Origin of the sequence: Terrisphaera buseokensis, from assembly GCF_047521145.2 — a bacterium.
Classification (GTDB): Bacteria; Verrucomicrobiota; Verrucomicrobiia; order Opitutales; family Opitutaceae; genus ER46.
The window spans coordinates 4860806-4884579 of record NZ_CM134186.1 but is presented as its reverse complement, the minus strand read 5'-3'; the positions used below and the strand labels follow the sequence as shown (position 1 = coordinate 4884579).

At 65.4% G+C, this 23774-nt stretch carries 11 protein-coding genes; 5 read left to right on the top strand and 6 right to left on the bottom strand.

Annotation, left to right across the window (positions count from 1 at the left end; all coding sequences use genetic code 11):
- Positions 1-139 precede the first annotated feature (139 nt).
- The 5 genes from ACLJEU_RS18325 to ACLJEU_RS18305 form a co-directional block, all read right to left on the bottom strand.
- Entirely contained in the window at positions 140-2554 is a 2415-nt protein-coding gene (locus ACLJEU_RS18325; protein WP_414660063.1) for a glycoside hydrolase family 95 protein, read from the bottom strand.
- Positions 2555-2662: 108 nt separating this feature from the next.
- Complete coding sequence (locus ACLJEU_RS18320) at positions 2663-3553, bottom strand: alpha/beta hydrolase (protein ID WP_414660064.1); 891 nt, start codon at positions 3551-3553, stop codon at positions 2663-2665.
- A gap of 140 nt (positions 3554-3693) precedes the next feature.
- Positions 3694-5010 carry an oligogalacturonate lyase family protein gene (locus tag ACLJEU_RS18315; protein WP_414660065.1) on the bottom strand — a complete coding sequence of 439 codons (1317 nt, stop codon included), beginning with the start codon at positions 5008-5010 and terminating at the stop codon, positions 3694-3696.
- Between the two features lie 272 nt (positions 5011-5282).
- A complete protein-coding gene (locus ACLJEU_RS18310; protein ID WP_414660066.1) occupies positions 5283-5897 on the bottom strand; it encodes an HD domain-containing protein in 615 nt (204 codons plus the stop codon).
- A gap of 269 nt (positions 5898-6166) precedes the next feature.
- Positions 6167-6820: an SGNH/GDSL hydrolase family protein gene (locus tag ACLJEU_RS18305; protein ID WP_414660067.1), complete on the bottom strand. Its 654-nt coding sequence runs from the start codon at positions 6818-6820 to the stop codon at positions 6167-6169.
- Positions 6821-6935: 115 nt separating this feature from the next.
- Between ACLJEU_RS18305 and ACLJEU_RS18300 the strand changes: the two genes are divergently transcribed.
- From ACLJEU_RS18300 to ACLJEU_RS18280, 5 genes are all read left to right on the top strand, one after another.
- Complete coding sequence (locus ACLJEU_RS18300) at positions 6936-8720, top strand: tetratricopeptide repeat protein (RefSeq protein WP_414660068.1); 1785 nt, start codon at positions 6936-6938, stop codon at positions 8718-8720.
- A gap of 147 nt (positions 8721-8867) precedes the next feature.
- Positions 8868-11954 (top strand): TonB-dependent receptor domain-containing protein, encoded by a 3087-nt coding sequence (locus tag ACLJEU_RS18295; RefSeq protein WP_414660069.1) that lies wholly within the window; start codon positions 8868-8870, stop codon positions 11952-11954.
- 342 nt (positions 11955-12296) lie between these two features.
- Positions 12297-15467, top strand: a complete 3171-nt coding sequence (locus ACLJEU_RS18290; protein ID WP_414660070.1) for a TonB-dependent receptor — start codon at positions 12297-12299, stop codon at positions 15465-15467.
- A gap of 258 nt (positions 15468-15725) precedes the next feature.
- The gene (locus tag ACLJEU_RS18285; protein WP_414660071.1) at positions 15726-18125 is read left to right on the top strand and encodes a tetratricopeptide repeat protein; all 2400 of its coding nucleotides are present in this window, start codon (positions 15726-15728) and stop codon (positions 18123-18125) included.
- Positions 18126-18255: 130 nt separating this feature from the next.
- Positions 18256-20418, top strand: a complete 2163-nt coding sequence (locus tag ACLJEU_RS18280) for a prolyl oligopeptidase family serine peptidase (RefSeq protein WP_414660072.1) — start codon at positions 18256-18258, stop codon at positions 20416-20418.
- Between the two features lie 164 nt (positions 20419-20582).
- Here ACLJEU_RS18280 and ACLJEU_RS18275 read toward each other — a convergent pair whose 3' ends face one another.
- Positions 20583-23765 (bottom strand): efflux RND transporter permease subunit, encoded by a 3183-nt coding sequence (locus tag ACLJEU_RS18275; protein ID WP_414660073.1) that lies wholly within the window; start codon positions 23763-23765, stop codon positions 20583-20585.
- Positions 23766-23774: the final 9 nt, after the last annotated feature.

Genomic DNA, 23774 nt, shown 5'->3' with positions numbered 1-23774 from the left:
AATCCTCGCGAGCGCGGGGATCGCGTGGGAGGGCTTTTACAACAAATTACCGTGCACGACACCGGATCGGATTCCGGTCGGTTTCAATGCTGCGGGAGACGGGCGCGGCTCGGGCGGCGTCGGTCCAGGGCGCATGCGCTCACCGGCTGCGGCCGAGCGTCGCGTCGAGGGCGACCACGTCGCCCGCCTGCGTCGGAAAGTCCCGCGTGACCTCGCCCCGCCGCACGCGCAACGGGCCGCCGCGGGTCGAGCGGATCTGCGCACTCACGAGCGCGCCGTCGCGCCACGTGAGGTCGATCTCGAAACCGCCCCGTGCCCGCAGACCGCGGACCGAGCCGGTCGGCCAGGCGGCGGGCAGCGCGGGCAGAAGATCCACTTCGCCCAAGTGGCTTTGGAGGAGCATCTCGGCGACGCCGGCGGTGAAACCGAAGTTGCCGTCGATTTGGAAAGGCGGGTGCGCGTCAAAGAGATTGGGATACACGCCGCCGCCCTTCACCTCGATGCCGTCGACGTTCGCGCCGACGGGCCGCAGGAGATTCTTCACCAGCAGGTGCGCGTGGTCGCCGTCCCGGAAGCGCGCCCAGAAATTGATCTTCCAGCCGAGCGACCAGCCGGTGCCGTCGTCACCGCGGAGCTCGAGCGCGCGCCGGGCGGCGGCAAAGAGTTCGGGCGTCGCGGGCGTAATCTCGCTGCCTGGATACACGCCGAACAGGTGCGAGACATGGCGGTGGTGGACGTCCGTTTCCACGAAGTCGTCGAACCATTCCTGCAGGTTGCCGCGCCGGCCGATCTTCGCCGGGTACAGCCTGGCACGGGCTGCTTCGATCCGCGCCGCGAACTCCGGCTCAATCCCCAGCTCGCGCGCCGCGGCGAGGGTGTTCGTGAAGTGATCCCGGATGATCTGCATGTCCATCGTCGTCGCCATGCTGACGGACGCTCGGTAGCCGTCGTGGTCGAGGAATCCAATTTCTGGAGACGCTGACGGCGCGGTGACGAGATGGCCCTGGCCGTCGTCGATGAGCCAATCGAGGCAGAACTCGGCGGCACCCTTCATCAGCGGCCACGCCTGGTCGCGGAGAAACGCCTTGTCGCCGCCGAACGCATAATGCTCCCAGAGATGTTGGCACAGCCAGGGCCCGCTCAGCGCGAAGTTGGCCCATACCGGATCACCGAGGCCGTAATTGCCGACCGGCGCGGACTGGCGCCAGAGATCGGAGTTGTGATGGGAGACCCAGCCGCGGGCGCCGTAGTTGATCGCGGCGGTCTTGCGGCCGTTGACGGCCAGCTCGGCGATGAAGGCGAAGAGCGGCGTGTGGCACTCGGCGAGGTTCGCGACCTCGGCCGGCCAGTAGTTCATCTGCGTGTTGATGTTGATCGTCCAGTTGCTGCTCCACGGCGGACGCATCGAATCGTTCCAGATGCCCTGCAGGTTGGCGGGCTGGCCGCCGGGCCGCGAACTCGCGATCAACAGATAGCGGCCGTAGTTGAAAAGCAGTGACGCCAGGCCGGGGTCGGCCACGCCCTTGAGAAAGCGCGCGAGCCGGGCGTCGGTCGTCAGCGCACCGGCGCCTGCGGCCGAGCCGAGATCGAGTTCGACGCGACGATAAAGCCGCTGGTGATCGGCGGTGTGGCGCGCGATCAGTTCATCGTAGCCGCGGGACTGCGCGGCCTTCAGGTGCTGTGTGGCGATCGCGCTCGGGTCGCGGCCCTGCCGTGCGGGTGACTTGTCGAAGCCGTTGAAGCTGGTGCCGGCGGAGATCAGCACGGTGACGGCATTCGCCTTGGTCACCGTCAGCGCCGCGCCGTCGCGTTGCACCGCGCCGCCTTCGGTGACGATGCGCACGCGAAAGTCGAAGGTCATCCCTTCGGCGTCGGGTTCCTCCTCGTAACGGATCGGCTGCGGCGTGTTGCGCAGGTAGTTCGGATCGACGTGCGTCGGCGCCTTGCCCTGCAGGATGATCGTGTCGTCGCTTCCGCCGGCGTGCACATGCCGGAGCGGGGAGTCGATGCTGGCGGTGAACGAGAGCCGGCCCGGCTGGCTGGCGGTGAGACGAATCGCGATCAGCTGATCAGGGAAACTGCTGAATACCTCGCGCGTGTAGGTGACACCGCCGAGCGTGTAGCGGGTCGTCGTGACGGCGCGATCGAGATCGAGGCTTCGCTCGTAGTCGGCCGGCGTGGCGTCACCGACCCCGAAGTCCAGCTGCAGCTGGCCGAGCGGTTGGTACGACTGGTTGTACGGTCCCTGCATTTTCTTGCAGAGCGCCTCGGCTTCGCGGAAACGGCCGGCGAGGATTGCCTCCCTCACCTTGGGGAGCACGGCGCGGGCGCCCGCGTTGTTCCAGTCCTTCGGGCCGCCTGACCACAGCGTGGCCTCGTTGAGCTGCAGCCGTTCTTGCGCCCAGCCGCCAAAGACCATCGCACCCAGCCGGCCGTTGCCCACCGGCAGTGCCTCGACCCACTTTTCCGCGGGCTGCGAATAGCGGAGGGAGTGTTCGGGCGCGGCGGTTCCGACGGACAGAAGCAGAATGAAGACGGCAGCGAAACGGTGCATGAGGACTGGATACATTTCGTCCCAAACGGGTTGAAAATGAAACGGTGCGTTCCGCGTCGACGAGTCAATGTCCGCCGGAAGCCGCGTGGCCGTGGCCAACGCGGGCGTTTACTTGGACGAAGGGGCCAGAAACTTCCGGTCGCCGAGCCACTCGTGAAACCGCATGGTCCAGGCGCCGGCGGGCGACTTGTTCGTGTCGCGGACGCCGAAGCCGTGGTTTGCGCCGGCGTACATGTGGAGTTCTGCGAGTGCGCCCGCGCGCTTGCTCTTGAGATAGAATTCCGCGAGGCCCTCGGCGATGTTCTGGCGGTCGCCGTAGCCCGCGGCGAGGAAGACCGGCGGCGTGGACTTCGTCACTTCGATGTCGGTGCGCGGCAGTCCGCCGGGATAAATCAGCGCGTAGAAATTGGCGCGGGCGCTCTGGCGTTCGATCGGATCGGGGGCGGAAGGTTGACCATCGGCGCCGCGCGTCGCGGCGAGCAGCGCGACTTCGCCACCCGCGGAGAAACCGAGGATGCCGACGGCGTCGGGGCGCACGCCCCATTCCTGCGCGCGGGCGCGCACCACGCGGAACGCCCGCTGCGCATCGGCCAGCGCATCGCGATCGACCGTGTAGGGTTGCGGCTGGCCGGCGGGCGTGGCGTCGTCCTTGGCGAGCCGGTACTTCAGCACGAACGCCGCGACGCCGTGACTCGCGAGCCATTCGCCGACGTTGTAGCCCTCGTGCTGGATCGCGTGGCGCGCGTGACCGCCGCCGGGGGCGACGATCACCGCCGCGCCGGTGGCGGTGTCCTTGGACGGCAGATACACCAGCAGCGACGGGTGGTGGATGTTGGAAACGTTGCTGTTCGCGACTTTCTCGGGTTCGGCGCGGCGGGCCTCGGAACCCGGTGCGCCGTTGGGCCAGAGCGGAACGACGGGCCGCGGATCGGCGGCGAAGGCCGGGCGCACGAGCGCGAGGGCGGTGACGAACACGAGGAACAGCGGGGTGGTTTTCATCGGGGGAAGTGAGAGAAGAGTAGAATGACAGTACGTGAGGGCGGGACTGGCCGGGAGCGCAGGCGTCCCGCCTGCATTTGACCGATGCCGGCCGGAGGCCGGCGCTCCCGGACGATGAGGCTTGCGGACGGCGAGGGTGATTACTGCGAGAAGTTTGGTTTCGCGAGCTCGACGGCGTAGGTGTGGGTGAGGGCGCGGCCGCGCTCGTCGCGCGGGCTGTGGAAGTTGCCGCTGAAAATGATCCACTTGCCGTCGGGAGTGAACGTGAGATTCGGCTCCACGCCGCGGTCCTTGCTGTAGTCGTGTTTCGACATGTCGACGAGACGCTCCGACTTGAACGCGCCGATGTCGATCAGCGGCTTCTGATCGCGGAACGAGCTGCCTTTCACCATCACCGGCCGGAAGAGATAAATCCACATGCCGTTGCCGGGCGGAGTGAGGCGTTCGCCGTCCGGGGAAAACGCCGCGACGCTGCCCGGGCCACCGCCGTCGCCGGCGAAAAATTTGCCGTCGGCCGACACGTTGTAGTGGACCGACCATTCCTCGCGTTTGACGTGGTACCAGGTGCGCTTGCCGGTCGCGAGTTCCACGCCCGCGAGCCAGAAGACGGTACTGCGCGGCGTCTGCAGATCGAACCAGACCCACTTGCCGTCCTGGCTGAAGAACTCATGGCCCTCGATCTCCATGTTCATGGTGCGCTCGTGCAGCAGTTTTGCCGGCCCGCCGTCGGCGCGGATCGTCCACGTGCGATCGTTGAAATGCCACGGGCCCTCATGACAGAAGAGAATTTGCTGCGGGTCGGTCGGGGAGCATTGCAGGTGATTGGTCCAGTCGTTTTCGCGGTGCAGCACTTTGAATTCACCGGTCTTCACATTGACGGTGTAGATCATCTTCGGGGTGCCCGCGGACCATTGGGCCTCGAGTGTGCCGCCGGCGCCACCGGCGGGCGGGGTGCGGGGAATCGTTTTGCCGTCGGGGTCGGGACCGATCGCGACGAGCAGCGATTCATCGCAGTTGATCGCGAACTGCGCGCCGCGGGCCTGCGGCGGCAGCTTCACGACTTCACGCACGACCTTGGTATCGAGGTGCACGGCCTTGAGCGTGTTCTCGCCGCGGGGAAAGAAATAGGCCTCCCGCGTCCGCCAGGCGGTCGCAATCGGGCTCGCGTTGGCCAGCACGAGCTCGGAGGTCGGACGGGTCCGGCCGAGCGTTTTCAGATCCACCGCGAGAATGCCGTCGCGCGTGCGAAGGACGACCTTGTCACCTTCGGGCGTGTAGGCGCGCTGGTGAAAATAGAGACTCGTGCTGCCGGTTTCGGGCGAGAGCCGGATGACGCGATGACCCGTCTGGGGATCAATCCAGTCGGTGGGCAGCGGACCGGTCGCGGTGGGTTCGGCGGCGAACAGGCGCAGTGCAAGCAAAGCGGATACAACGAGCAGGCGGGCGGGGTGGGGCATGACGGGAGGGTTGGCCGCAGGACGCGGGGGGCGAGGGTCGGATGCGCGACAACGAGGCGGACAGTTTGAGTGCGACGGGTATAACGGTGGCTCGATTGTTCGCTACGCGGGAAGTTTCACAGGAGGTAACGGAGGGAACGGAGGAGGAAGAGGAGAGGATTGAAAAAAATCCGCCGGCTCCCTCGGTCCCCCAAAAATTCGCTCAATCTCCTCAGTTCCCTCCGTTGCCTCCTGTGCCGATCTGGATGTTTCCGCTCGTCGTTCGCCACCCGTTACGCCTGCGGTGCCTTGGCGAGGTGGCCGGCGTCGACGATGTCCTGCAGCATTTTCTCCGCGTACTGCCACAACGGATCGCAGCCGTCGGCGATGTGACGATTGCGCGCGACCACGCGATCGTGCGTGATGCCGTGGCGGTTCCACGCGGCGCCCTGCGACCGGCAGTTGAGGAGCATCGGCTGAAAGCGATCGACGGCGGTGGCGAACTTCGCCTCGGGCGTCGTCTTCGCCTCAAACTCATCCCACAGCGCGCGAAACTCCACCGCCTGATCCGGCGGCAGCAGGCCGAAGATGCGATCGGCGGCGATGGCCTCGCGTTCGTGCTGGTGGGCCATGGCGGCGACGTCGTAGGCGAAAGTGTCGCCGGCATCGATCTCCACGAGATCGTGGACGATGATCATCTTCAGCACGCGCAGCACATCGAGCGTCCGAACATTCGCGTGCTCGGCGAGTACGATGACGCACAGGCACAGGTGCCACGAGTGCTCGGCGTCATTTTCGGCGCGGCGGCTCTGGGTGTTCACCGTCTGGCGGAAGATCTCCTTCAGCCGATCGCACTCGGCGATGAATTCGATTTGGCGGGCGAGGCGGGCGAGCGGTGAGTCGGACATGGATAAGGGAAACTGCTCCACGCAACACGCGGAACCCGCGGAAGAGAATCAGAATTCCGTGCGGGCGCGGTCGGAAGCGGCGGCAGGATTCAATTCCATCCGGTGGCCCACGGAAGACACGGAACACACGGAGTTCCCGCAGACGTGATGCATGGCGACGTTCGGGCTTCGCTTTGGGCGGGGCTCGCCATTATAGCAGGCGGGGTGCGAATGCGTTCAACTGCTGCCAGCACCGGCTCGAAGCAGGCGGGACGCCTGCGCTCCCGGGCTTACTTCAGGAGTGGCGCGATGACCGGTTGCCAGACGGCGTAGCCGGCTTCGTTCATGTGGAGCATGTCCTTGACGAAAAGCTCCGGCCGCGGCTCGCCTTTGGCGTCGAGCATCGGCGTGTAGACATCGGCGTAGGCGCAACGCGAGTCGGCGGCGCAGGCGGCGGCGATCAGGGCGTTGGCCTTGATGATCTTGTCCTTGATCTTCCAACGTGAGGGACTCGGCTTGATCGCAATGTAGACGAGGCGCGCCTTGGGCAGCGCGGCGTGAAGCTTGCCGGCGAAGGCCTTGAAGTCGGCGAGGACGGCCTCGGGCGTCTTGCCGGCATTGAGATCGTTGTCGCCGGCGTAGAGCACCACCGTGCGCGGCGCATACGGGATGACGATGCGATCGATGTAGAACACGCTGTCGTCGAGCTGGGAGCCGCCGAAGCCGCGGTTGAGCAGCGCGACGCCGGGAAAGTCCCGGGCGAGCGAAGTCCATTTCACGATCGACGAACTGCCCACGAAGACCACGCCGCCCTTCGCGGGTGCCTGCACGGCGTCGGCCTGCGTGAACTTGTCGATGGCCGCGGTCCATTTTTCGGGCGCGGCGGCGAGCCACGGGGCGGCTAACAACGCGAGGGTGGGCAGGAGGGCGCGGGGAAACGTCATGGCGTCATCGAAACGGGGAACGTCCCCGCGGGGCAATGCAGGAGTGGGTGCGCGCGGCGCCGGTCGCTTTTACGTTGCGCGGGCGCGGTGTCGTCGAAGCAATCCCACGCTTCTGATGGCCCGCCCGCTTCGCGTTTCCGCCGCACCCGTTTCGTCCCCACCTGCGCCCGCCTACAGCGGTTGGATCGGACTGGCGTTGTTCGCGGTGACGTTTCTCGCGTACGCGCCGGCCTTGCGCGGCGGGTTTATCTGGAACGACAGCGACTACGTGACCGCTCCGGCGCTGCGGTCCGTCGCGGGCTTCTGGCGCATCTGGTTCGAACTTGGCGCGACCGAGCAATACTACCCGCTTCTCCACAGTGCGTTCTGGATCGAGCACCGACTCTGGGGCGACGCGGCCGTCGGGTATCACCTTTTCAACGTCGCCGCGCACGCGACCTCCGCATGTCTGCTGGCGGCGATCCTGCGGCGGCTAATGATTCCCGGCGCGTGGCTGGCGGCGTTTGTCTTTGCGCTGCATCCCGTGGGTGTCGAATCCGTCGCGTGGATCTCGGAGCAGAAGAACACGCTCTCGCTCGTGTTTTACCTGCTGGCGGCGCTGGTCTATCTGCGGTTCGACGCCACGCGCCGGCCGCGGTGGCATGCGTTGGCGACGCTGCTGTTTGTTGCGGGCCTGCTCACCAAATCCGTGATCGCGACGCTCCCGCCGGCGTTGCTCGTGATTTTTTGGTGGCAGCGCGGCCGGATCGACGGGCGGCGTGACGTCCTGCCCCTCGTCCCGTGGTTCGCGCTGGGTGCCGCGATGGGACTGCTGTCGGCGTATGTGGAAAAGGTCTACATCGGGGCGGAGGGCGCGGAGTTCGCTCTGACGCTGCTGCAACGCGCGTTGCTGGCGGGACGGGTCGTGTGGTTCTACGTCGGCAAACTGGTCTGGCCGGACGACCTGATCTTCATCTACCCGCGGTGGGAGATTGATCCGGGCCAGCCCTGGCAATGGCTTCCTTCGATCGCGGTGATCGTGGCGCTCGGGGTCTTGTGGCGGATGCGCGGCTGGTCGCGCGGCCCGCTGGCGGCGGTGTTGTTCTTCGGCGGATCGCTCGTGCCCACGATCGGCTTCTTCAACGTTTACGCGTTCCGTTTCTCGTACGTGGCCGATCACTGGCAGTACCTGCCTGCCCTCGGCCTCATCGTGCTGGGTGCGGCGGGAATCGTGACCGGGCTGCGCCGCGCGGGCGCGCCGGCGGCCGTGCGGGTGCTGATCCTGGCTCTCCTGCCGGCCGTGCTGGCGTGGCGGAGCGTGGGTCAGAGCCGGATGTATGCGGACATGCCGACGTTCTATGCGACGACGCTCGCGCGGAATCCCGCGGCGTGGATGGCGCACAACAATCTCGGCGGCCTCCTGCGCGAGGCGGGCGAATTGGACGCGGCCCGCACGCACTTCGAGGCGGCGCTGCAGGTCCGGCCCGATCTCGAAAAAGTGCACAACAATCTCGGCCTCGTTTTCCTGGCGCAGCGGCGCGAGGCGGACGCCGAGCGGCACTTTCAGCGCGCCATCGAACTGCGGCCGGACTACGCCGACGCCCTCAACTCGCTGGGCGCGCTGCGCCGGCAGCAGCGACGATTGCCGGAGTCCATGGAGCTGCTGTTCCGCGCACTGCAGATCGATCCGGAGTTTGCCGACGCCCACAACAATCTCGGCATGACCTTGCGCGATGCGGGCCGGCTGACGGATGCCATCCGCCAGTTTGAACGCGCGGTCCGGCTCGCCCCGACGATGGCCGCCGCGCACCTGAACCTCGCGCTGTCGCTTTCGCTCGCGGGCCGCAACGAGGAGGCGATGGGGCATTTTCGCGAGGCCCGGCGGCTGAATCCGGCCATTCCCGATCTGACGGCACGTTGACGCGCGCGGTGGCGCGGGCCGGCGTGAGCGCGATTTCGCTGCAATCGTTCATGGTTATTAGGCCGCGCTCACAATAAATGGGCCGCGTCCGGCAATCCATGCGCAGCCGTGGCGGCGGGGTGGTGGCATCATGGCGGCTTCACTACCATGACCCCGATCAAACCTGCCGTTCATCTCCCGGTGCTGCGACTGCTGCTCGCCGCCGGTTCACTCCTGTTTTCCGTCCTGACCGCCCAGGCCCAGACCACGGGAAACATTCAGGGACGGATCTACAATCCGCTCACGCGACAATATGTGCGCAACGCCGAGGTCCGGCTGGAAGGCACGGAGCGGATCGTCGCCACCGAGAGTGACGGCTCGTTCGCGTTTCCGAACGTGCCCGCCGGTACCGCGGCGATCACCGTGATCTACACCGGCTACAAAACGGCGCGCGAAGCATTCACCGTCACGGCCGGCCAGACGGCCACGCGTGAAATCAATCTCGTGAGTTCGCTCGCCGGCCTGGAAAAGGAGGGCGACACGATTCAGCTCGAGGCGTTCACGGTTTCGAGCGAGCGGGAGGGCAACTCCAAGGCCATCATGGAGCAGAAGCGCAACATGAACGTCACGACCTCGGTCGCGTCCGACATCTTCGGCGACGTCACCGACGGCAACGTCGGCGAGTTCCTCAAATATCTTCCCGGCGTCGATGTGGACTACGTCGAGTCCGAGACCCGCGGGCCGCGCCTCGGCGGCATGGATGCGCAGTACACGGCGGTGTCGTTTGACGGCGTGCGGCTCGCGAGTGCCGACGCCAACCGCACCGGCGATCTCGGTCGCGCGACGAGTTTCGAGGCGTTCTCGATCAGCAGCATCGAGTCGATTGAAATTCATCGCACCACCAGTTCCGACATGGATGCCGATGCGCCGGCCGGCACGATCAACATGAAGACGCGCCGGGCGTTCGACCGCAAAGGTCGTCGCATCGGCTACAACACCAGCCTCAATCTGAACTCCGAGGAGTTTCACCTGCGCAAGACGTTCGGTCCGGCCGCCAACCAGGAGTACAAGGCGCGCCTGAATTACAGCTTCGAATACTCCGACGTGTTTCTCACCGGGAGCGGCAGTCCGCGTCTCGGCATCGTCGCGAGCATCAACCATGTCGATTCCTACACCGAGCAGTACCGGCACAACATCACGTACAACAAGACCCCGACGGCGGCCGATCCGCGGCCCATGGTGACGACGGCGTTGAACTTCAAGGATGGCGCCAAGAACATCGGCAAGGACACCTACACGCTCACCGCGGATTTCCGTGCGACGAGCCGGCTGGTGCTGTCCAGCACGCTCATCTACAACTACGCCCTCGGCCAGTTCTTCAACCGCGAGGTCACCTTCAATTCGGCGCTGAACAACGCCAACGTGAACCTCGGTCGCGGCACGGTCCTCGGCGATGGCGTCACGGACGTCCGCACCGACGCCCGCGTCGATGCATCCCGGAGCTCCGCGCTCGCCGGCGGCAGCGCGAGCAAGATCACCAACACCGTGACCTTCGCGCCGCGGTTCGAGTACAAGCTCGACAGCTGGGTGATCGACGGCGGCGGCGCGTACTCCCGTTCCTTCAATAATTATGAAGCGCTGGAGAAAGGGCACACCGCGAACGATCCGGTGAACAACATCACCAGCGGCTTCGTCGCCACGCGGCCCGGCATCACGTCGCACGAGTGGACGATTCAGCAGACGAGCGGCGCCGACTGGTTCGATCTGGCCAACCGGGTGAATCCCCGCATGGGCAACGAGGGCCGTTACGCCCGGACCGAGCTTTACACCGGCGAGTTGAACGCCCGGTGGGCCACGCCGTTGCGGCGGTTCCCGACGGCGATCAAGTTTGGCGGCAAATGGACCGAGGAATCCCGCAAGAACGGTAATGAGACGCCGTATTACAATTACCTGTACAACGGTCCCGGCGGCGGCAACGCGGGTAGCTGGGCGGTCTTTGCGCCGAATCCAAATTCCTGGGACACCGGCACGACCAACATCCTGACCACGAAGAACGCGGCCGGGCAGGTGCTGTCGATTCCCCGGCCGGACTCGAACAAGATTGCGGATCTGTTCAACCAGCATCCGGAGTTGTTCGTGAATGTCGCGAACCCCGATGCCTACTATAACGCCTTCATCGGCAACCGGCGCAACGTCGTGCAGACCGTCGCTGCCGGCTACGGCATGGCCGACATCAAGGTTTCGTCGAAGGTGAGTGTGCGGACCGGCCTCCGGTGGGAGCAGACGGAGAACAACTCGCGCGACTTCGATCCGAAGACCCCTTCGGAAGTGGTGGCGGCCGGCTATCCGGTCAGCACCGCGGGGCGGCCCACCACGATTCAAGGCTACGAATACCAGTACTTCACGAACCCGCTCGTGACGCACATTGCCAAGTACGATAATTTTTTCCCGATGATCGCGGTGAAGTACAACTTCACGCGGAGTCTGCAATTCCACGCGGGCTTCAACAAGGCGATCTCGCGGCCGCCGGTCGACAGCATCTCCGGTGCGTGGCTGATCAACGAGACCACGCACGTCGTCACGAGTCCGAATCCCAACCTGCTGCCCGAATACTCGAAAAACTATTCGGCCCGGCTCGCTTATTACTTCGAGCCCGCCGGCCAGTTCTCCCTGACGGCGTCGCAGAACACGATTCGCAACCTGCGTGAAACGCGGCGCGGCACGGCGGACGAGTTTGGTCTGGGCGACGATCCCGAGTACGGCAGCTACGAATTCCAGTCGCCGTTCAACGTGGCCAGCCCGCGGCGCTTCCGCAGTCTGGAGGTGGCCTACAATCAGACGCTGCCGTTCCGCGCGGAGGCGCTTCGCGGCATTTCAATCCAAACCGCGTATACGCGTTCGTATGCGGATTCCCGCCGCGGCGGACTGCTGCCCCATCGCTTCACCTCGAGCCTTGGTTATAGTTACAAACGCTTCCGCGGCCGCGCCGGCGTGGTCTGGCGCGACAATACGGACGACGGCAGCGCGACGACCGATTACGGCCGCTACCGGCGTCACGACGCCAAGCTCGATCTCGGTGGGGAGTTCCGCCTGACCGCGTGGGCGTCGTTGTTCTTCCAGGGGCGCAACGTCTTCAACGACGGTCAGACGTGGATGGAAGGTCCGTCGACCAACGTGCAGGGGCAGGGAGCCGCCATCCGCGTCTACGAGAACTACGGCGCGAACTGGAATTTTGGTTTCAAGGGAACGTTCTAGGTTCGTCCCGGAGCGCAGGCGGCCCGCCGGCATGGAGGAAATGCCGGCCGGAGATCGGCGCTCCCGGACGCGTACGACAGCGGAGGCATAGGTTTACGCCGCCCAAGAAGGGCGGCGTCTTTTTTGGGGGGACGGGCCACGGCTGGATGGTGCAGCCACGGGGGCTTTTTCTTCTCCAGGCACCGCGCAAAGCGCTTGCCTGGGCCCCGGGAATTCCCCCACGCTGGATCCGGTCCGATCGCGGCTGCAACTTCGCGGACGGATTCTACCTCCAACACCAACACTACCCCGGTCGAGCGTCGTCGGCACTGCTGTGTCGCTCGGTGCCGGAGCCCCTGCTCCATGACAATCCCATCCGTTTGCGGCGCGCTGTGGCGCCGACTTTTCCTGCTGGTCACCTGCGCGCTCACGGCCGCTCTCGCCCCGGCGGCTCAGCCGGCCGCCACCGGTACCGTCCAGGGCCGCGTGTTTAATCCGGTCTCCAAGGAGTACGTCCGCGACGCCGAAGTCCGGCTCGAGGGCACCAATCAGGTGACGTACACCGAAGGCGACGGTTCATTTCAGTTCATCGGCGTCGCGCCGGGTTCGGCCGCGATCGCGGTGAGCTATACGGGCTACAATCCCGTGAAGGAGTCGTTTGTGGTCACCGCCGGGCAGACCGCAGTCCGTGAAATCAATCTCACCAGCACGGCCACCGCTCCCGCCGCCGCGGGCAAGGAAGGCGTGGTGCAGCTCCAGGCCTTCACGGTCTCCTCCGAGCGCGAGGGCAACGCCAAGGCCATCATGTCGCAGCGGCGCTCGATGAGCATCACGACAGCCGTGTCCTCGGATATTTTCGGCGACGTCACCGATGGCAACGTCGGCGAGTTTCTGAAGTATCTGCCCGGCGTGGACCTCGATTACGTCGAGTCCGAGGCCCGCGGCCCGCGCCTCGGCGGCATGGATTCGCAGTATGTCGGCGTATCCTTCGACGGGATGCGGTCGGCCAGCGCCGACGCCAACCGTGGCGGCGGCGAGTCGTCCCGGGCCACCAGCTTCGAGGGGTTTTCGATCACCGCGATCGAGTCGATCGAGATCAATCGCACGACGAGCCCGGACTCCGATGCCGACAATCCGGCCGGAACGATCAACATGCGCACGAAGCGCGCCTTCGACCGCAAGGGCCGGACGTTTGGCTACAACACCAGCCTCAACTTCAACGCCGAGGAGTTCACGTTCAGGCGCACCGCCGGTCCGCGCGATGGCGTTTCGTTCAAGTGGAAACCCAACTACTCGATCGACTATGCGGAGTCGTTTTTCAACCAGCGCTTCGGCATCCTGTTTTCCGCCAGCCGCGCCAACTCGTACACCGAGCAGTACATCGTGAACATGGGTTACAACCGCAGCCCCAACGCCACCGATCCGCGGCCGATGGTTGCCCGCCAGATCGACTTCAAGGACGGCAACAAGACGATCCTCAAGGACGCCATGACGATGACTGCGGACTGGAAGGTCACCCGCAACCTGGTCCTTTCACTCACCGGCATCTACACCTACACCGAGGGTGAATTCTGGAATCGCAATTTCACCTTCGTGGCCGCCAACGACAACGCGAACGTGAACAACGGCCGCAATTCCGTGGGTGGCGATGGCATCACGACCCTCATCGCCAACCGCGCCGGCACGGCCAACTCCGCCACCCTGAACAACGGCGGCGGCACCTCCGCCAAACTCACGTACACCCGCACGCTGTCGCCCAAGTTCGAATACAAGAACGGCCGCTGGGTGGTGGACGGCGCGATGGGCTATTCCCGCTCGGTGAACAATTACGATTCGCTCGAGCGCGGTTTCTCCAGCAGCGAGGGCGGCGGCGCAGCGTCGGGCTTCGTTGCCACGCGGCCCAATCCCGAGTCCTGGGAGTGGGAGATTCGGCAGACCTCGGGCAATGACTGGTATGATCTGCGCAGTTTCACGAGCACCGACACCCGCGCCGGCGGTACTCGCGTCAACAACGACAACCGCACGTGGATCACCGCGATCTACAGCGGCCAGCTCAACGCCCGCTGGACCCTGCCGTTCCTCGAGCGTTTTCCGACCTCGTTGAAGTTTGGCGGCAAGTGGGCGGAGGAGAATCGCGACAACAACGTCGTGAGCGATTGGGATATCTGGTCCTACGTCGGGCCCGGCGGCAATACGGTCACCCGCAACGCCAACAACGGCGCGTTCCAGAACGTGACCTTCGGCAACTGGGGCAACGTCGGCCCGCAGTTCACTTCGCCCCATCCCTTCGACATGGGCACGACCAATGGTCTGACCGTTTACAACCTCGCCGGTAAGCAGGGCATGCCGCCGCGCGTGAATCGGCAGGAAGTCCTGCGGCTCTTCCGCTCCAACCCGGAGCAGTTCGTCCATACGGGTACGCCGGAAAATTACTACGCATCCTTCTTCGCCAACCCGCGCGATTTCCGGCAGACGGTCACCTCCGGCTATACGCAGGCGACGATCCGGCTCAGTTCCAAACTCACGATGCTCGGTGGCGTGCGCATGGAGGAAACGGAGAATCAGGTTCGGGAATTCGACCCGCTCACGCGGGCGCAGGTGCTCGCCGCTGGCTACACCGTCAATGCCGCCGGCACCAATGGTGGCCGCGCTCTGACGCTGCCCGGCATGATCTATCAGTATACCTCGAACCCGAAGGTGACGCGGACGTCGTCGTACCGGAATTACTTCCCGTCGGTGATGCTGAAGTACTACATCACCTCGGATTTCGAATTCCAGATCGGCTACAACAAGTCGATCTCGCGGCCGCCGATCGACAGCGTCACCGGCCTGTGGGGCATTGACGAGGTCAACTTCCGCGTGTCGGCGCCGAATCCCAATCTGCTGCCGGAGTACCACAAGAAGTTCCAGTCGCGGCTCGCGTACTACTTCCGCGGCCGTTCGCCCGGTCAGTTGACGCTCGATCTGACCCAGAACAAGGCGACGAACTTCCGGCAGACGTTCGACTATTCGGCCGAAGACTTCGGCATCGATGATCCGGATTTCGCGCCCTATACGTTCCGCACGACGGTCAACAGCACCGAGGAGCGGCAGTTCCGCAGCATGGATCTGGCCTACAACCAGACGCTTGGTTTTCTGCCGAGCGAGTACCTCCGCGGCATTAACTTCAATGTGGCCTACTCCCGTGCTTACGCGAGTCAGCGTCGCGCCAATCTCGCGCCCCAGCGCGTGTCCTCGCGGCTGGGCTACGCCTACCGGAAGTTCAACGGCTCGATCGGCATGGTCTGGCGTCCGGATACCCCGGACAGCACGACCTACGGTCAATATCAGGGTGAGATCACGCAGTTCGACGTCTCGCTCAACTGGCGCCTGAACCGCTACGCGACCTTCTACACCCAGGTGCGCAACATCACGGGCAAGCCCGTCCTCTGGTATCACACGCCGCCGGGCGTCGTCGAAGGCCAGCAGCGGGCACTGCGCCAGCTGCAGGAATACGGCGCCAACTGGGTCTTTGGCGTGCGCGGCCAGTTCTGACGCCGTCCGCAGCGTAGTTCACGACAGCAGGCCGGGCGCAGCGCGCCCGGCCTTTTGGTGCGCGGAGCCGATTAACCGATCCGGCGTCGCGGGCATGACGTGGCTACGAGCGCCAGCGAGTGGCCGGGCGTTCTCTCACTGGCGCTCGTAGCTCCGTCAATGCCGGAGGCGACATGAGCCAGCCAATCCTTTGCGCCTCAGGCCCGCGGCGCTGCTTCGTCGCTTGAACTTGCGCCGCTCCCTCCCGAGCGTGGAGGCGTGATTTCCCCGCGTCGTCCCGGTCTCCGCTGCCTGGCGCTCGCCGCCGTCATGGCGCTGGCGATCGTGACAGCGTACGCGTATTCGCTGCGCGGAGACTTCCTCTGGGACGACGATCTGCACATCACCGCGAACCCGACGATCATCGGGCCGCTGGGCTTGAAGGAAATCTGGACGAGTGCGCGCGCGAACTATTTTCCGCTCGTGCTGACCAACTTCAAGGCGCAGCACGCGCTCTGGGGCGTCGAGCCCTTCGGCTATCGTGTCGTCACCCTCGCGTTTCATGTCCTGGCCGCGCTCGCGCTGTGGCGGGTGTTGTTGCAGCTGCGGATGCCGGGAGCGTGGCTGGGCGCGACGCTGTGGGCGCTGCATCCGGTGCAGGTGGAATCGGTCGCGTGGATCTGCGAACTCAAGAACACGCAGTCCGCGGTCTTCTTTCTCGCCGCCGTCTGGTGCTGGTTGCGCTGGATCGAAGCCGACGGCGGCAAGGAGCGTGAGCGGGACGTGCGTTCGAGCGGACCTCACGTGCCCCGCGCAACCGCACCCCAGCGCTGGTTCTACGCCGGTGCGCTGCTCGGGGCGGTGGCCGCGATCCTCAGCAAGCCTTCGACCGTGATGCTGCCCGTGGCGCTCGGGCTCTGCAGTCTGTGGGTGCGGGGACGCATCGACTGGCGCGACGTGCTGCGGCTCGTGCCGTTCTTTGCGTTCTCCGGCCTCGCCGCCGGCTGGACGATCTGGGAGCAGAAATATCACTCAGGCGCGATGGGCGCAGAGTGGTCGCAGAGTCTGGCAGAGCGCGGTGCCATCGCAGGACGCGTTGTCTGGTTTTATCTCGGCAAACTGATCTGGCCGGAGCCGCTGATCTTCATTTACCCGCGATGGCAGATCGCAGTCGCAAATCCGCTGGCGTGGGTGCCGGTGCTGGCGGCGGTGGCGGCGGGCGTCGTCCTGTGGCGTGGCCGACACGGACGCCTGCGGGCGCTGGGATTGTTGGCGGCCTATTTCGTCGCGCTGCTCTTTCCGGTGCTGGGCTTCTTCAACGTCTACTTCTTCCGCTATTCCTTCGTCGGCGATCATTTTCAATACCTCGCGAGCATGGGACCGCTCGCGGTGGCCGGCGCGCTGGTGGCGCGATTCGGCGGCCGGATGACGTGGCTGATCGGCGCGATGGCGGTGCTTGGACTGGGACTGATTTCGTGGCGCGAGTCGCGCAGTTATCTCAACAACGAGGCGCTGTGGCGCGACACCGTCAGCCGCAATCCCGCGGCCGTCATGGCGTGGCTCAATCTTGCGGATACACTGGCGCAGGCGCAGCGCTACGAGGAGGCGATTGCGACCTACCGCCGCGCGCTTGAGATCAAGCCGACCGATCCCGATGGCTGGAACGATCTCGGCAACCTGCTCGTGATCGTCGGTCGACCCGCCGAGGCCGTGCCGCTGTTTGAACGCGCACTCACGCTCAAACCCGACTATGCGGATGTGCACAGCAATTTCGGCCACGCGCTGCGGAGCCTCGGGCGAGCCGACGAGGCGATCACGCACTACCGTCGCGCGCTCGCATTGAAGCCGAATCACACGGGCGCGTTGAACAATCTCGGCGCGGAACTTGCCGAACGGGGGCAGTCCGCCGAGGCGCTGGCTTTGTTCGAGCAGGCGGTTCGCCTCAAACCCGGCGACGCAGCTACGCTTGAGAATCTCGCAGGAGCGTTGCGCGGCCTCGGACGCCTCGATGAGGCGATCACACAGCACCGGGAATCGATTCGATTGAAACCGGACTCGGCGACGGCGCACGCGAGTTTCGGCCGGACCCTCCTGCGAGCGGGCCGCGCGCCGGAAGCGCTGGCGGAGTTGGAGAGGGCGCTGCAGCTGAAACCGGCGCTGGCGTCCGCCCGCGGGCACTACGCGATGGCGTTGGCGTCGCTGGGCCGTCCGGCCGAGGCGATGGCACAGTTGGAACGCGCGGTCGAATTGTCGCCCGAGTCGGCGGAGGCGCAGCTGAATCTCGGCACGGCGTTCGCGCAGGCGGGCCGGACCGAGGAGGCCGCGGGCCGGTTTGAAGCGGCGGTTCGGCTGCAGCCGGGGTTCGCAACGGCCCACGCGAATCTGGGGACAGCCCTCAGTGCGCTGCGCCGCTGGGGCGACGCGATTCCGCAGCTGGAAATGGCCGTGGCGTTGCAACCGGAAGCGGTCGCCGTGCGCGCGCAGCTCGCCGTCGCGCTCGTGAACCACGGTCAGCTGGAAAAGGCCGTGCCGCACTTCGAGCGGGCGGTGCAGCTCGATCCGCAGAGCGCGCAACTTCGCGAGCACTTCGGCCAGGTCCTCAACGCCCTCGGACGCAAACGCGAGTCCTTTGAACAACTCGAAGAAGCCGCCCGCCTGCGGCGCACGCCCCCGCGATGAATGACTCCCGGAGCGCAGGCGTCCTGGCTGCAATGCTGTCGAACTCTCTGCTCGCCGCGTGCGACGTGCGCTTCGACGTTCACGCCGGTCCGATTCTTGCCAACCCGTCGAGGCTGGCCACCGTGACCGCATGCGATCCCTTCTCACCGTGATTCTTCCTCTCGCCTCCTGCGCGGCGCCCGCCGCCGCGCCCGTATCCAGTTATCCGATTGCGCCCCGCGGAGAGCAGGTCGACGACTATCACGGGACGAAAGTTCCGGATCCGTATCGCTGGCTCGAGGATCTCGACTCGGCCGAAACGGCAGCGTGGGTGCAGGCGCAGAATGAGCTGACCGCGGGCTTTCTGCGCGCGTTGCCGGCGCGGGAGACGTTTCGTGCCCGACTGACGCAGCTCTGGAATTACCCGCGTGCGGGCGTGCCGAGCAAGGAGGGCGGACGCTATTTTTTCTCGCGGAATTCCGGGTTGCAGAACCAGGCGGTGCTTTACGTGCAGGTGTCGCTCGCCGCCGAACCGCGGGTGCTGATCGATCCCAATCTCCTCGCGGCGGACGGCACGGTGGCATTGACGGGCACGGCGGTCTCACCGGATGGAAAGTGGGTCGCGTACGGGACCGCCGCCGCGGGTTCGGATTGGAACGAATATCGCGTCCGCTCCGTGGATACAGGGCAGGACACGGGCGACCTGATCCAATGGGTCAAGTTCTCCAACGTGAGCTGGACGAAGGACGGCCGCGGCTTCTTCTACTCCCGCTATCCTGCCGGCGCAATCGCAGCGGGCACGGGCAAGACCTTCGGCAAGCTCGAGCACCAGAAGATGTATTACCACCGGCTCGGCACGCCGCAGGGCGAGGACCGGATGATTCACGCGGTGCCGGACCAGCCGCAGTGGTTTGTGCGCGGACATGCGAGCGAGGATGGGCGGTTTGTCTTCATCTCGATTGCGCGCGGATCGTCCGCCGAAAATCTCCTCCGGTTCGTGGACCTGGGCGATCCCCTCGCGCCGCGGCTCGACGCGCCGGTCCAGTCGCTCGTCGAGGAATGGAAGGCGGAGTTTCGGGTCGTCGGCAACACCGGGCCGATCCTCTACGTCGTCACGAACCTGGACGCGCCGCGGAAACGTCTGATCGCAATCGACGCGGCGGCGCCGGCGATGGCGAACTGGAAAACGCTGATTCCCGAGAGCGCCGATGTCATCGATTCGGTCGACCTCGTGGGCGGTCGCCTCGTGGTGAAGACGATGCGCGACGCCAGCAGCCGGCTCGCAATCTACACGAAGGAGGGGAAGCAGGTGGGCGACGTGGCGCTGCCGGGGATTGGCAGCGTCGGCAGCGTCAGCGGCCGCGACGACGACAACGAGTTCTTCTACAGCTTCACGTCGTTCGCCACGCCGGCGTCGAACTTCCGTCACGATGTCGCAACGGGGCGGGGCGGAGTGTTTCACGCGCCGCAGGTGGCGTTCGATCCCGCGGACTACGTCACGACGCAGGTGTTCATCACGTCGAAGGACGGCACGCGGGTGCCGATGTTCATCTCGCACCGGCGCGGACTGAAACTCACCGGCAACACGCCCGCGATTCTGTATGGCTATGGTGGATTCGACATCTCGCTGACGCCCGGATTTTCGGTCACGAACCTCGCATGGATGGAGGCGGGCGGCATCTACGCCGTGCCGAATCTGCGCGGCGGCGGCGAGTACGGGCGCGCGTGGCACGAGGCGGGCACGAAGGAGCGGAAGCAGAATGTCTTCGATGATTTCATCGCCGCAGCGGAGTGGCTGGTGGCGAACCGCTACACGTCGCCGGACCGACTCGTGCTCAGCGGGGGCTCCAACGGCGGTCTGCTCGTCGGGGCCGTCATCAACCAGCGTCCGGATCTGGCGCGGGTGGCGTTGCCGGCCGTCGGCGTGATGGACATGCTGCGCTTTCACAAGTTCACCATCGGCTACGCGTGGCGGAGCGACTATGGTTCGAGTGACGATGCGGAAGGATTCAAATACCTGTCCGCCTATTCACCGCTTCACACCGTGAAACCCGGCGTGAAGTATCCCGCGGTGCTCGTGACGACCGCCGACCACGATGACCGCGTGCATCCGGGACACTCGTTCAAGTATGCGGCGGCGATGCAGGCGGGCGTCGCCACGGATCTCGCGCAGCGGCCCGTGTTGATTCGCATCGAGACAAAGGCCGGCCACGGCGCCGGCAAGCCGACCACGAAGGCCATCGAGGAGGCGGCGGACAAACTGGCGTTCGCCGCGCACTTCGTCGGACTCAGCCGGGCCCGGGGCGCCGAGTAGGCGCAGGGAGCGAGGGATACGGTGCAGCGACTCGGTCCTGACGAGTCAGCCGTACCCTTGCCGGTTGGCTCCCCTCTGTGGCTACGAGCGCCAGCGAGTGGCCCAGCAGCCACTCGCTGGCGCTCGTAGCCACGGAGTCACGTAAAGCGGAACGAGGATTGCAGCTACTTCGCCATGCCGGCGGCGGCCGCGGCTTCGTCCTCGCGCTCGATTTCCGCCACGGGCTTCGGCGTGAGGTAACGGGTGAAGCGTTCCATATAGAGGTAGAACACCGGCGTGATGTAGAGCGTCAGCAACTGCGAGACGATGAGGCCGCCGACGACCGCGAGGCCCAGCGTGCGGCGGGCCTCGGCGCCCGCGCCCCAGCCGAGTGCAATCGGCAGCGTGCCAGCGAGCGCGGCGAGCGTGGTCATCATGATGGGACGGAAGCGGACGATGCAGGCCTCGAAGATGGCCTCCTCCGCGCCCTTGTTGCGGTTGCGTTTCGCATCGAGCGCGAAGTCGATCATCATGATCGCGTTCTTCTTCACGATGCCGATGAGCATGATGAGTCCGACGTAGCCGTAGATGTTCAGCTCCTGCTTGAAGATCAGCAGCGTCACGAGCGCGCCGAACGTCGCCGACGGCAGGCCGGACAGAATCGTGAGCGGGTGGACGAAGTCCTCGTAGAGGACGCCCAGCACGAGATAGATCACGAGCACCGCGATGAGCAGCGTCCAGCCGAGGCCGCGCAGCGAACTGGTGAACGCCGCCGCCGTGCCTTGGAAGGTGCCGTTGATGGTCGTGGGCAGCACCTCGCGGGCGATGCGCTCGATTTCTTCCGTCGCCTGGCTGAGCGCCAGTTCGGGGCTGAGATTGAAGGTAATCGTCACGGCCGGCACCTGCCCCATGTGGGCAACGGTGAGCGGACCGACGGTCGGGCGCACCTTGGAGACGGTTTCCAGCGGGATCAGTTTTCCTTCCCGGTTGCGCAGGTAGAGCAGCGCGAGCGCGGTCGGATCGCGCTGGTACTTTTCGTCGAGCTCGAGGATGACCGCGTACTGATTGGTGGACGTGTAGATCGTCGAGACCTGCCGGGCACCGAAGGCGCTGTAGAGCGTGTCCTCGACCTGCTGGGCGTTGAGCCCGAGCGAGGAGGCCTTGTCGCGATCGATGTCGATGATGATTTGCGGGCTCGTGATCTGCAGGTCCGAATTCACGTCGATCAAGCCGCGGATCTCCTTCACGCGTTCCAGCATCACGGGCGTGATCCGGTAGAGCTCCTGCAGATCCGTGCCGTACAGGGTGTATTGATACACCGAAGTCGAGCCGCGGCTGCCGAGGCGGATGCTGGGCGGCACCTGCGGGAAGACTTTGACGCCCGGAATGCCGGCCGTTTCGGCGCGCAGCATCTGGGCGACCACCGTCGCGCTGGGCCGGTCCTTGCGATCGATCAGGCCGACGAACATGCGACCGGTGTTGCCGGAGCCGCCGCCGCTGCGGCCGAAGCTGCCCATCATCGACGAGCGGTCGTTCACGTAGGGATTGCGCGCGACGGCGTCCATCACGGCGCGCTGGTAGCGGCCCATGGCCTCGAATGACACGTCCTGCGCCGCCTCGATCGACACGCTGATGCGGCCGGTGTCTTCAGTGGGAATGAAACCCTTCGGCACCAGCGTGAGGAGCCAGATCGTGAGCCCCACGCTCGCAAAGGCGACAAGCAGCGTCACCACCCGGAAGCGCAGACACACCCGCAGCGTGCGTTCGTAGAGTTTGACCGTGGCCTGGAACATGCTCTCGGTCGCGCGGTAGAACATCCCGTGTTGCGCATTGTGCTTCACCGGCTTGAGGAAACGGCTGCAGAGCATCGGCGTCAGCGTGAGCGAGACGAAGCCCGACACCAGGATCGCCGCGCTGATGGTGACGGCGAACTCATAGAGCAGGCGGCCGAGGACGCCGCCCATGAACAGCACCGGGATGAACACGGCGACGAGCGAGATCGTCATCGAGAGAATGGTGAACCCGATCTCCCGCGAGCCCTTCAGGGCCGCGGCCATCGGTGACTCGCCCAGCTCGATGTGCCGGACGATGTTCTCGAGCATCACGATTGCGTCGTCGACGACGAAGCCCACCGAGAGTGTGAGGGCGAGCAGCGAGATGTTATCGATGCTGAAGTTGAAGAAATACATCACCGCGAACGTGCCCAGCACGGCGATGGGCATCGCGATGCTCGGGATGATCGTGGCGGAGGCCGAGCGGAGGAAGAGGAAGATCACCAGCACCACGAGGATGATGGCGAGCACGAGGGTGAACTTCACGTCATGCACCGACTCGCGGATGGGAATCGATTTGTCGCTGAAGATTTCGAGGCTGACCGTTGCCGGAAGCTGCGCGCGGAACGCCGGGAGCAGTTCCTTGATGCCGTCGACGACCTTGATGGTGTTGGTGCCGGGCTGGCGTTGAATCGAGAGCGTGATGGTGCGGGTGGCCTTCTGGCCCGACACGAACTCGGGATCCTCGACGCCGCCGGGAAAACGCAGGTCGAACCAACTGGCGGATTTCTCGTTTTCCACGCTGTCGATCACGTTGGCCACGTCGGCGAGGCGGACGGCGGCACCGTTGCGGTAGCTGACGATCACCTTGCGGAAACCCTCGGCGCTCTTGAGCTGGCCGGTGGCAATGAGGGTCGTGGCTTTGTGGGCGCCATCGAGCGTGCCGGCGGGAAGATTGACGTTGTTGGTGTCGAGCGCGGTGCGGACCTCGTCGATGCCGATGCCGCGCGCGGCGAGGGCGCGCGGGTCAAGGCGCACGCGGACGGCGTATTTCTGCGCGCCGTAGACATTGACCTGGGAGACGCCATCCACCGTCGAGATGCGCTGGGCAAGAATTGTCTCCGCGTATTCGTTGACCTCGGACAGGGAGAGCGTCGACGAGCTCAACGCGAGCAAGAGGACGGAATCCTCCGCCGGATTGGATTTCCGGAATGACGGCGGATTGGGCATGTCGCGCGGCAGCCGCCGCTGCACGGCGGCGATGGCGGATTGGACATCCTGCGCGGCACCGTCGATGTCACGGTCGAGGTTGAACTGAATCGTAATCGACGTGCTGCCGAGCGAGCTGGTTGACGTCATCGAGTCGATGCCCGCGATGCTGGAGAGCTGTTGTTCCAGGGGGGTGGCGACGGACGACGCCATGGTCTCGGGGCTCGCGCCGGGGAGGCTGGCCGAGATCGAGATGGTGGGGAAATCGACGTTGGGCAGATCGCTGACGGGCAGCTTCTGGTACGCCATCCAGCCAAAGAGCGTGATCGCGGCGGTGATGAGCGTCGTCATCACGGGCCGGCGGATGAATTGTTCGGGAATGTTCATGGCGTCGTT

Coding starts and splice junctions, on each gene's coding strand:
- ACLJEU_RS18275 (WP_414660073.1), bottom strand. CDS start 23,765: ATGAACATTCCCGAACAATTCATCCGCCGGCCCGTGATGACGACGCTC.
- ACLJEU_RS18290 (WP_414660070.1), top strand. CDS start 12,297: ATGACAATCCCATCCGTTTGCGGCGCGCTGTGGCGCCGACTTTTCCTG.
- ACLJEU_RS18295 (WP_414660069.1), top strand. CDS start 8,868: ATGACCCCGATCAAACCTGCCGTTCATCTCCCGGTGCTGCGACTGCTG.
- ACLJEU_RS18305 (WP_414660067.1), bottom strand. CDS start 6,820: ATGACGTTTCCCCGCGCCCTCCTGCCCACCCTCGCGTTGTTAGCCGCC.
- ACLJEU_RS18315 (WP_414660065.1), bottom strand. CDS start 5,010: ATGCCCCACCCCGCCCGCCTGCTCGTTGTATCCGCTTTGCTTGCACTG.
- ACLJEU_RS18280 (WP_414660072.1), top strand. CDS start 18,256: ATGCGATCCCTTCTCACCGTGATTCTTCCTCTCGCCTCCTGCGCGGCG.
- ACLJEU_RS18325 (WP_414660063.1), bottom strand. CDS start 2,554: ATGCACCGTTTCGCTGCCGTCTTCATTCTGCTTCTGTCCGTCGGAACC.
- ACLJEU_RS18320 (WP_414660064.1), bottom strand. CDS start 3,553: ATGAAAACCACCCCGCTGTTCCTCGTGTTCGTCACCGCCCTCGCGCTC.
- ACLJEU_RS18310 (WP_414660066.1), bottom strand. CDS start 5,897: ATGTCCGACTCACCGCTCGCCCGCCTCGCCCGCCAAATCGAATTCATC.
- ACLJEU_RS18300 (WP_414660068.1), top strand. CDS start 6,936: ATGGCCCGCCCGCTTCGCGTTTCCGCCGCACCCGTTTCGTCCCCACCT.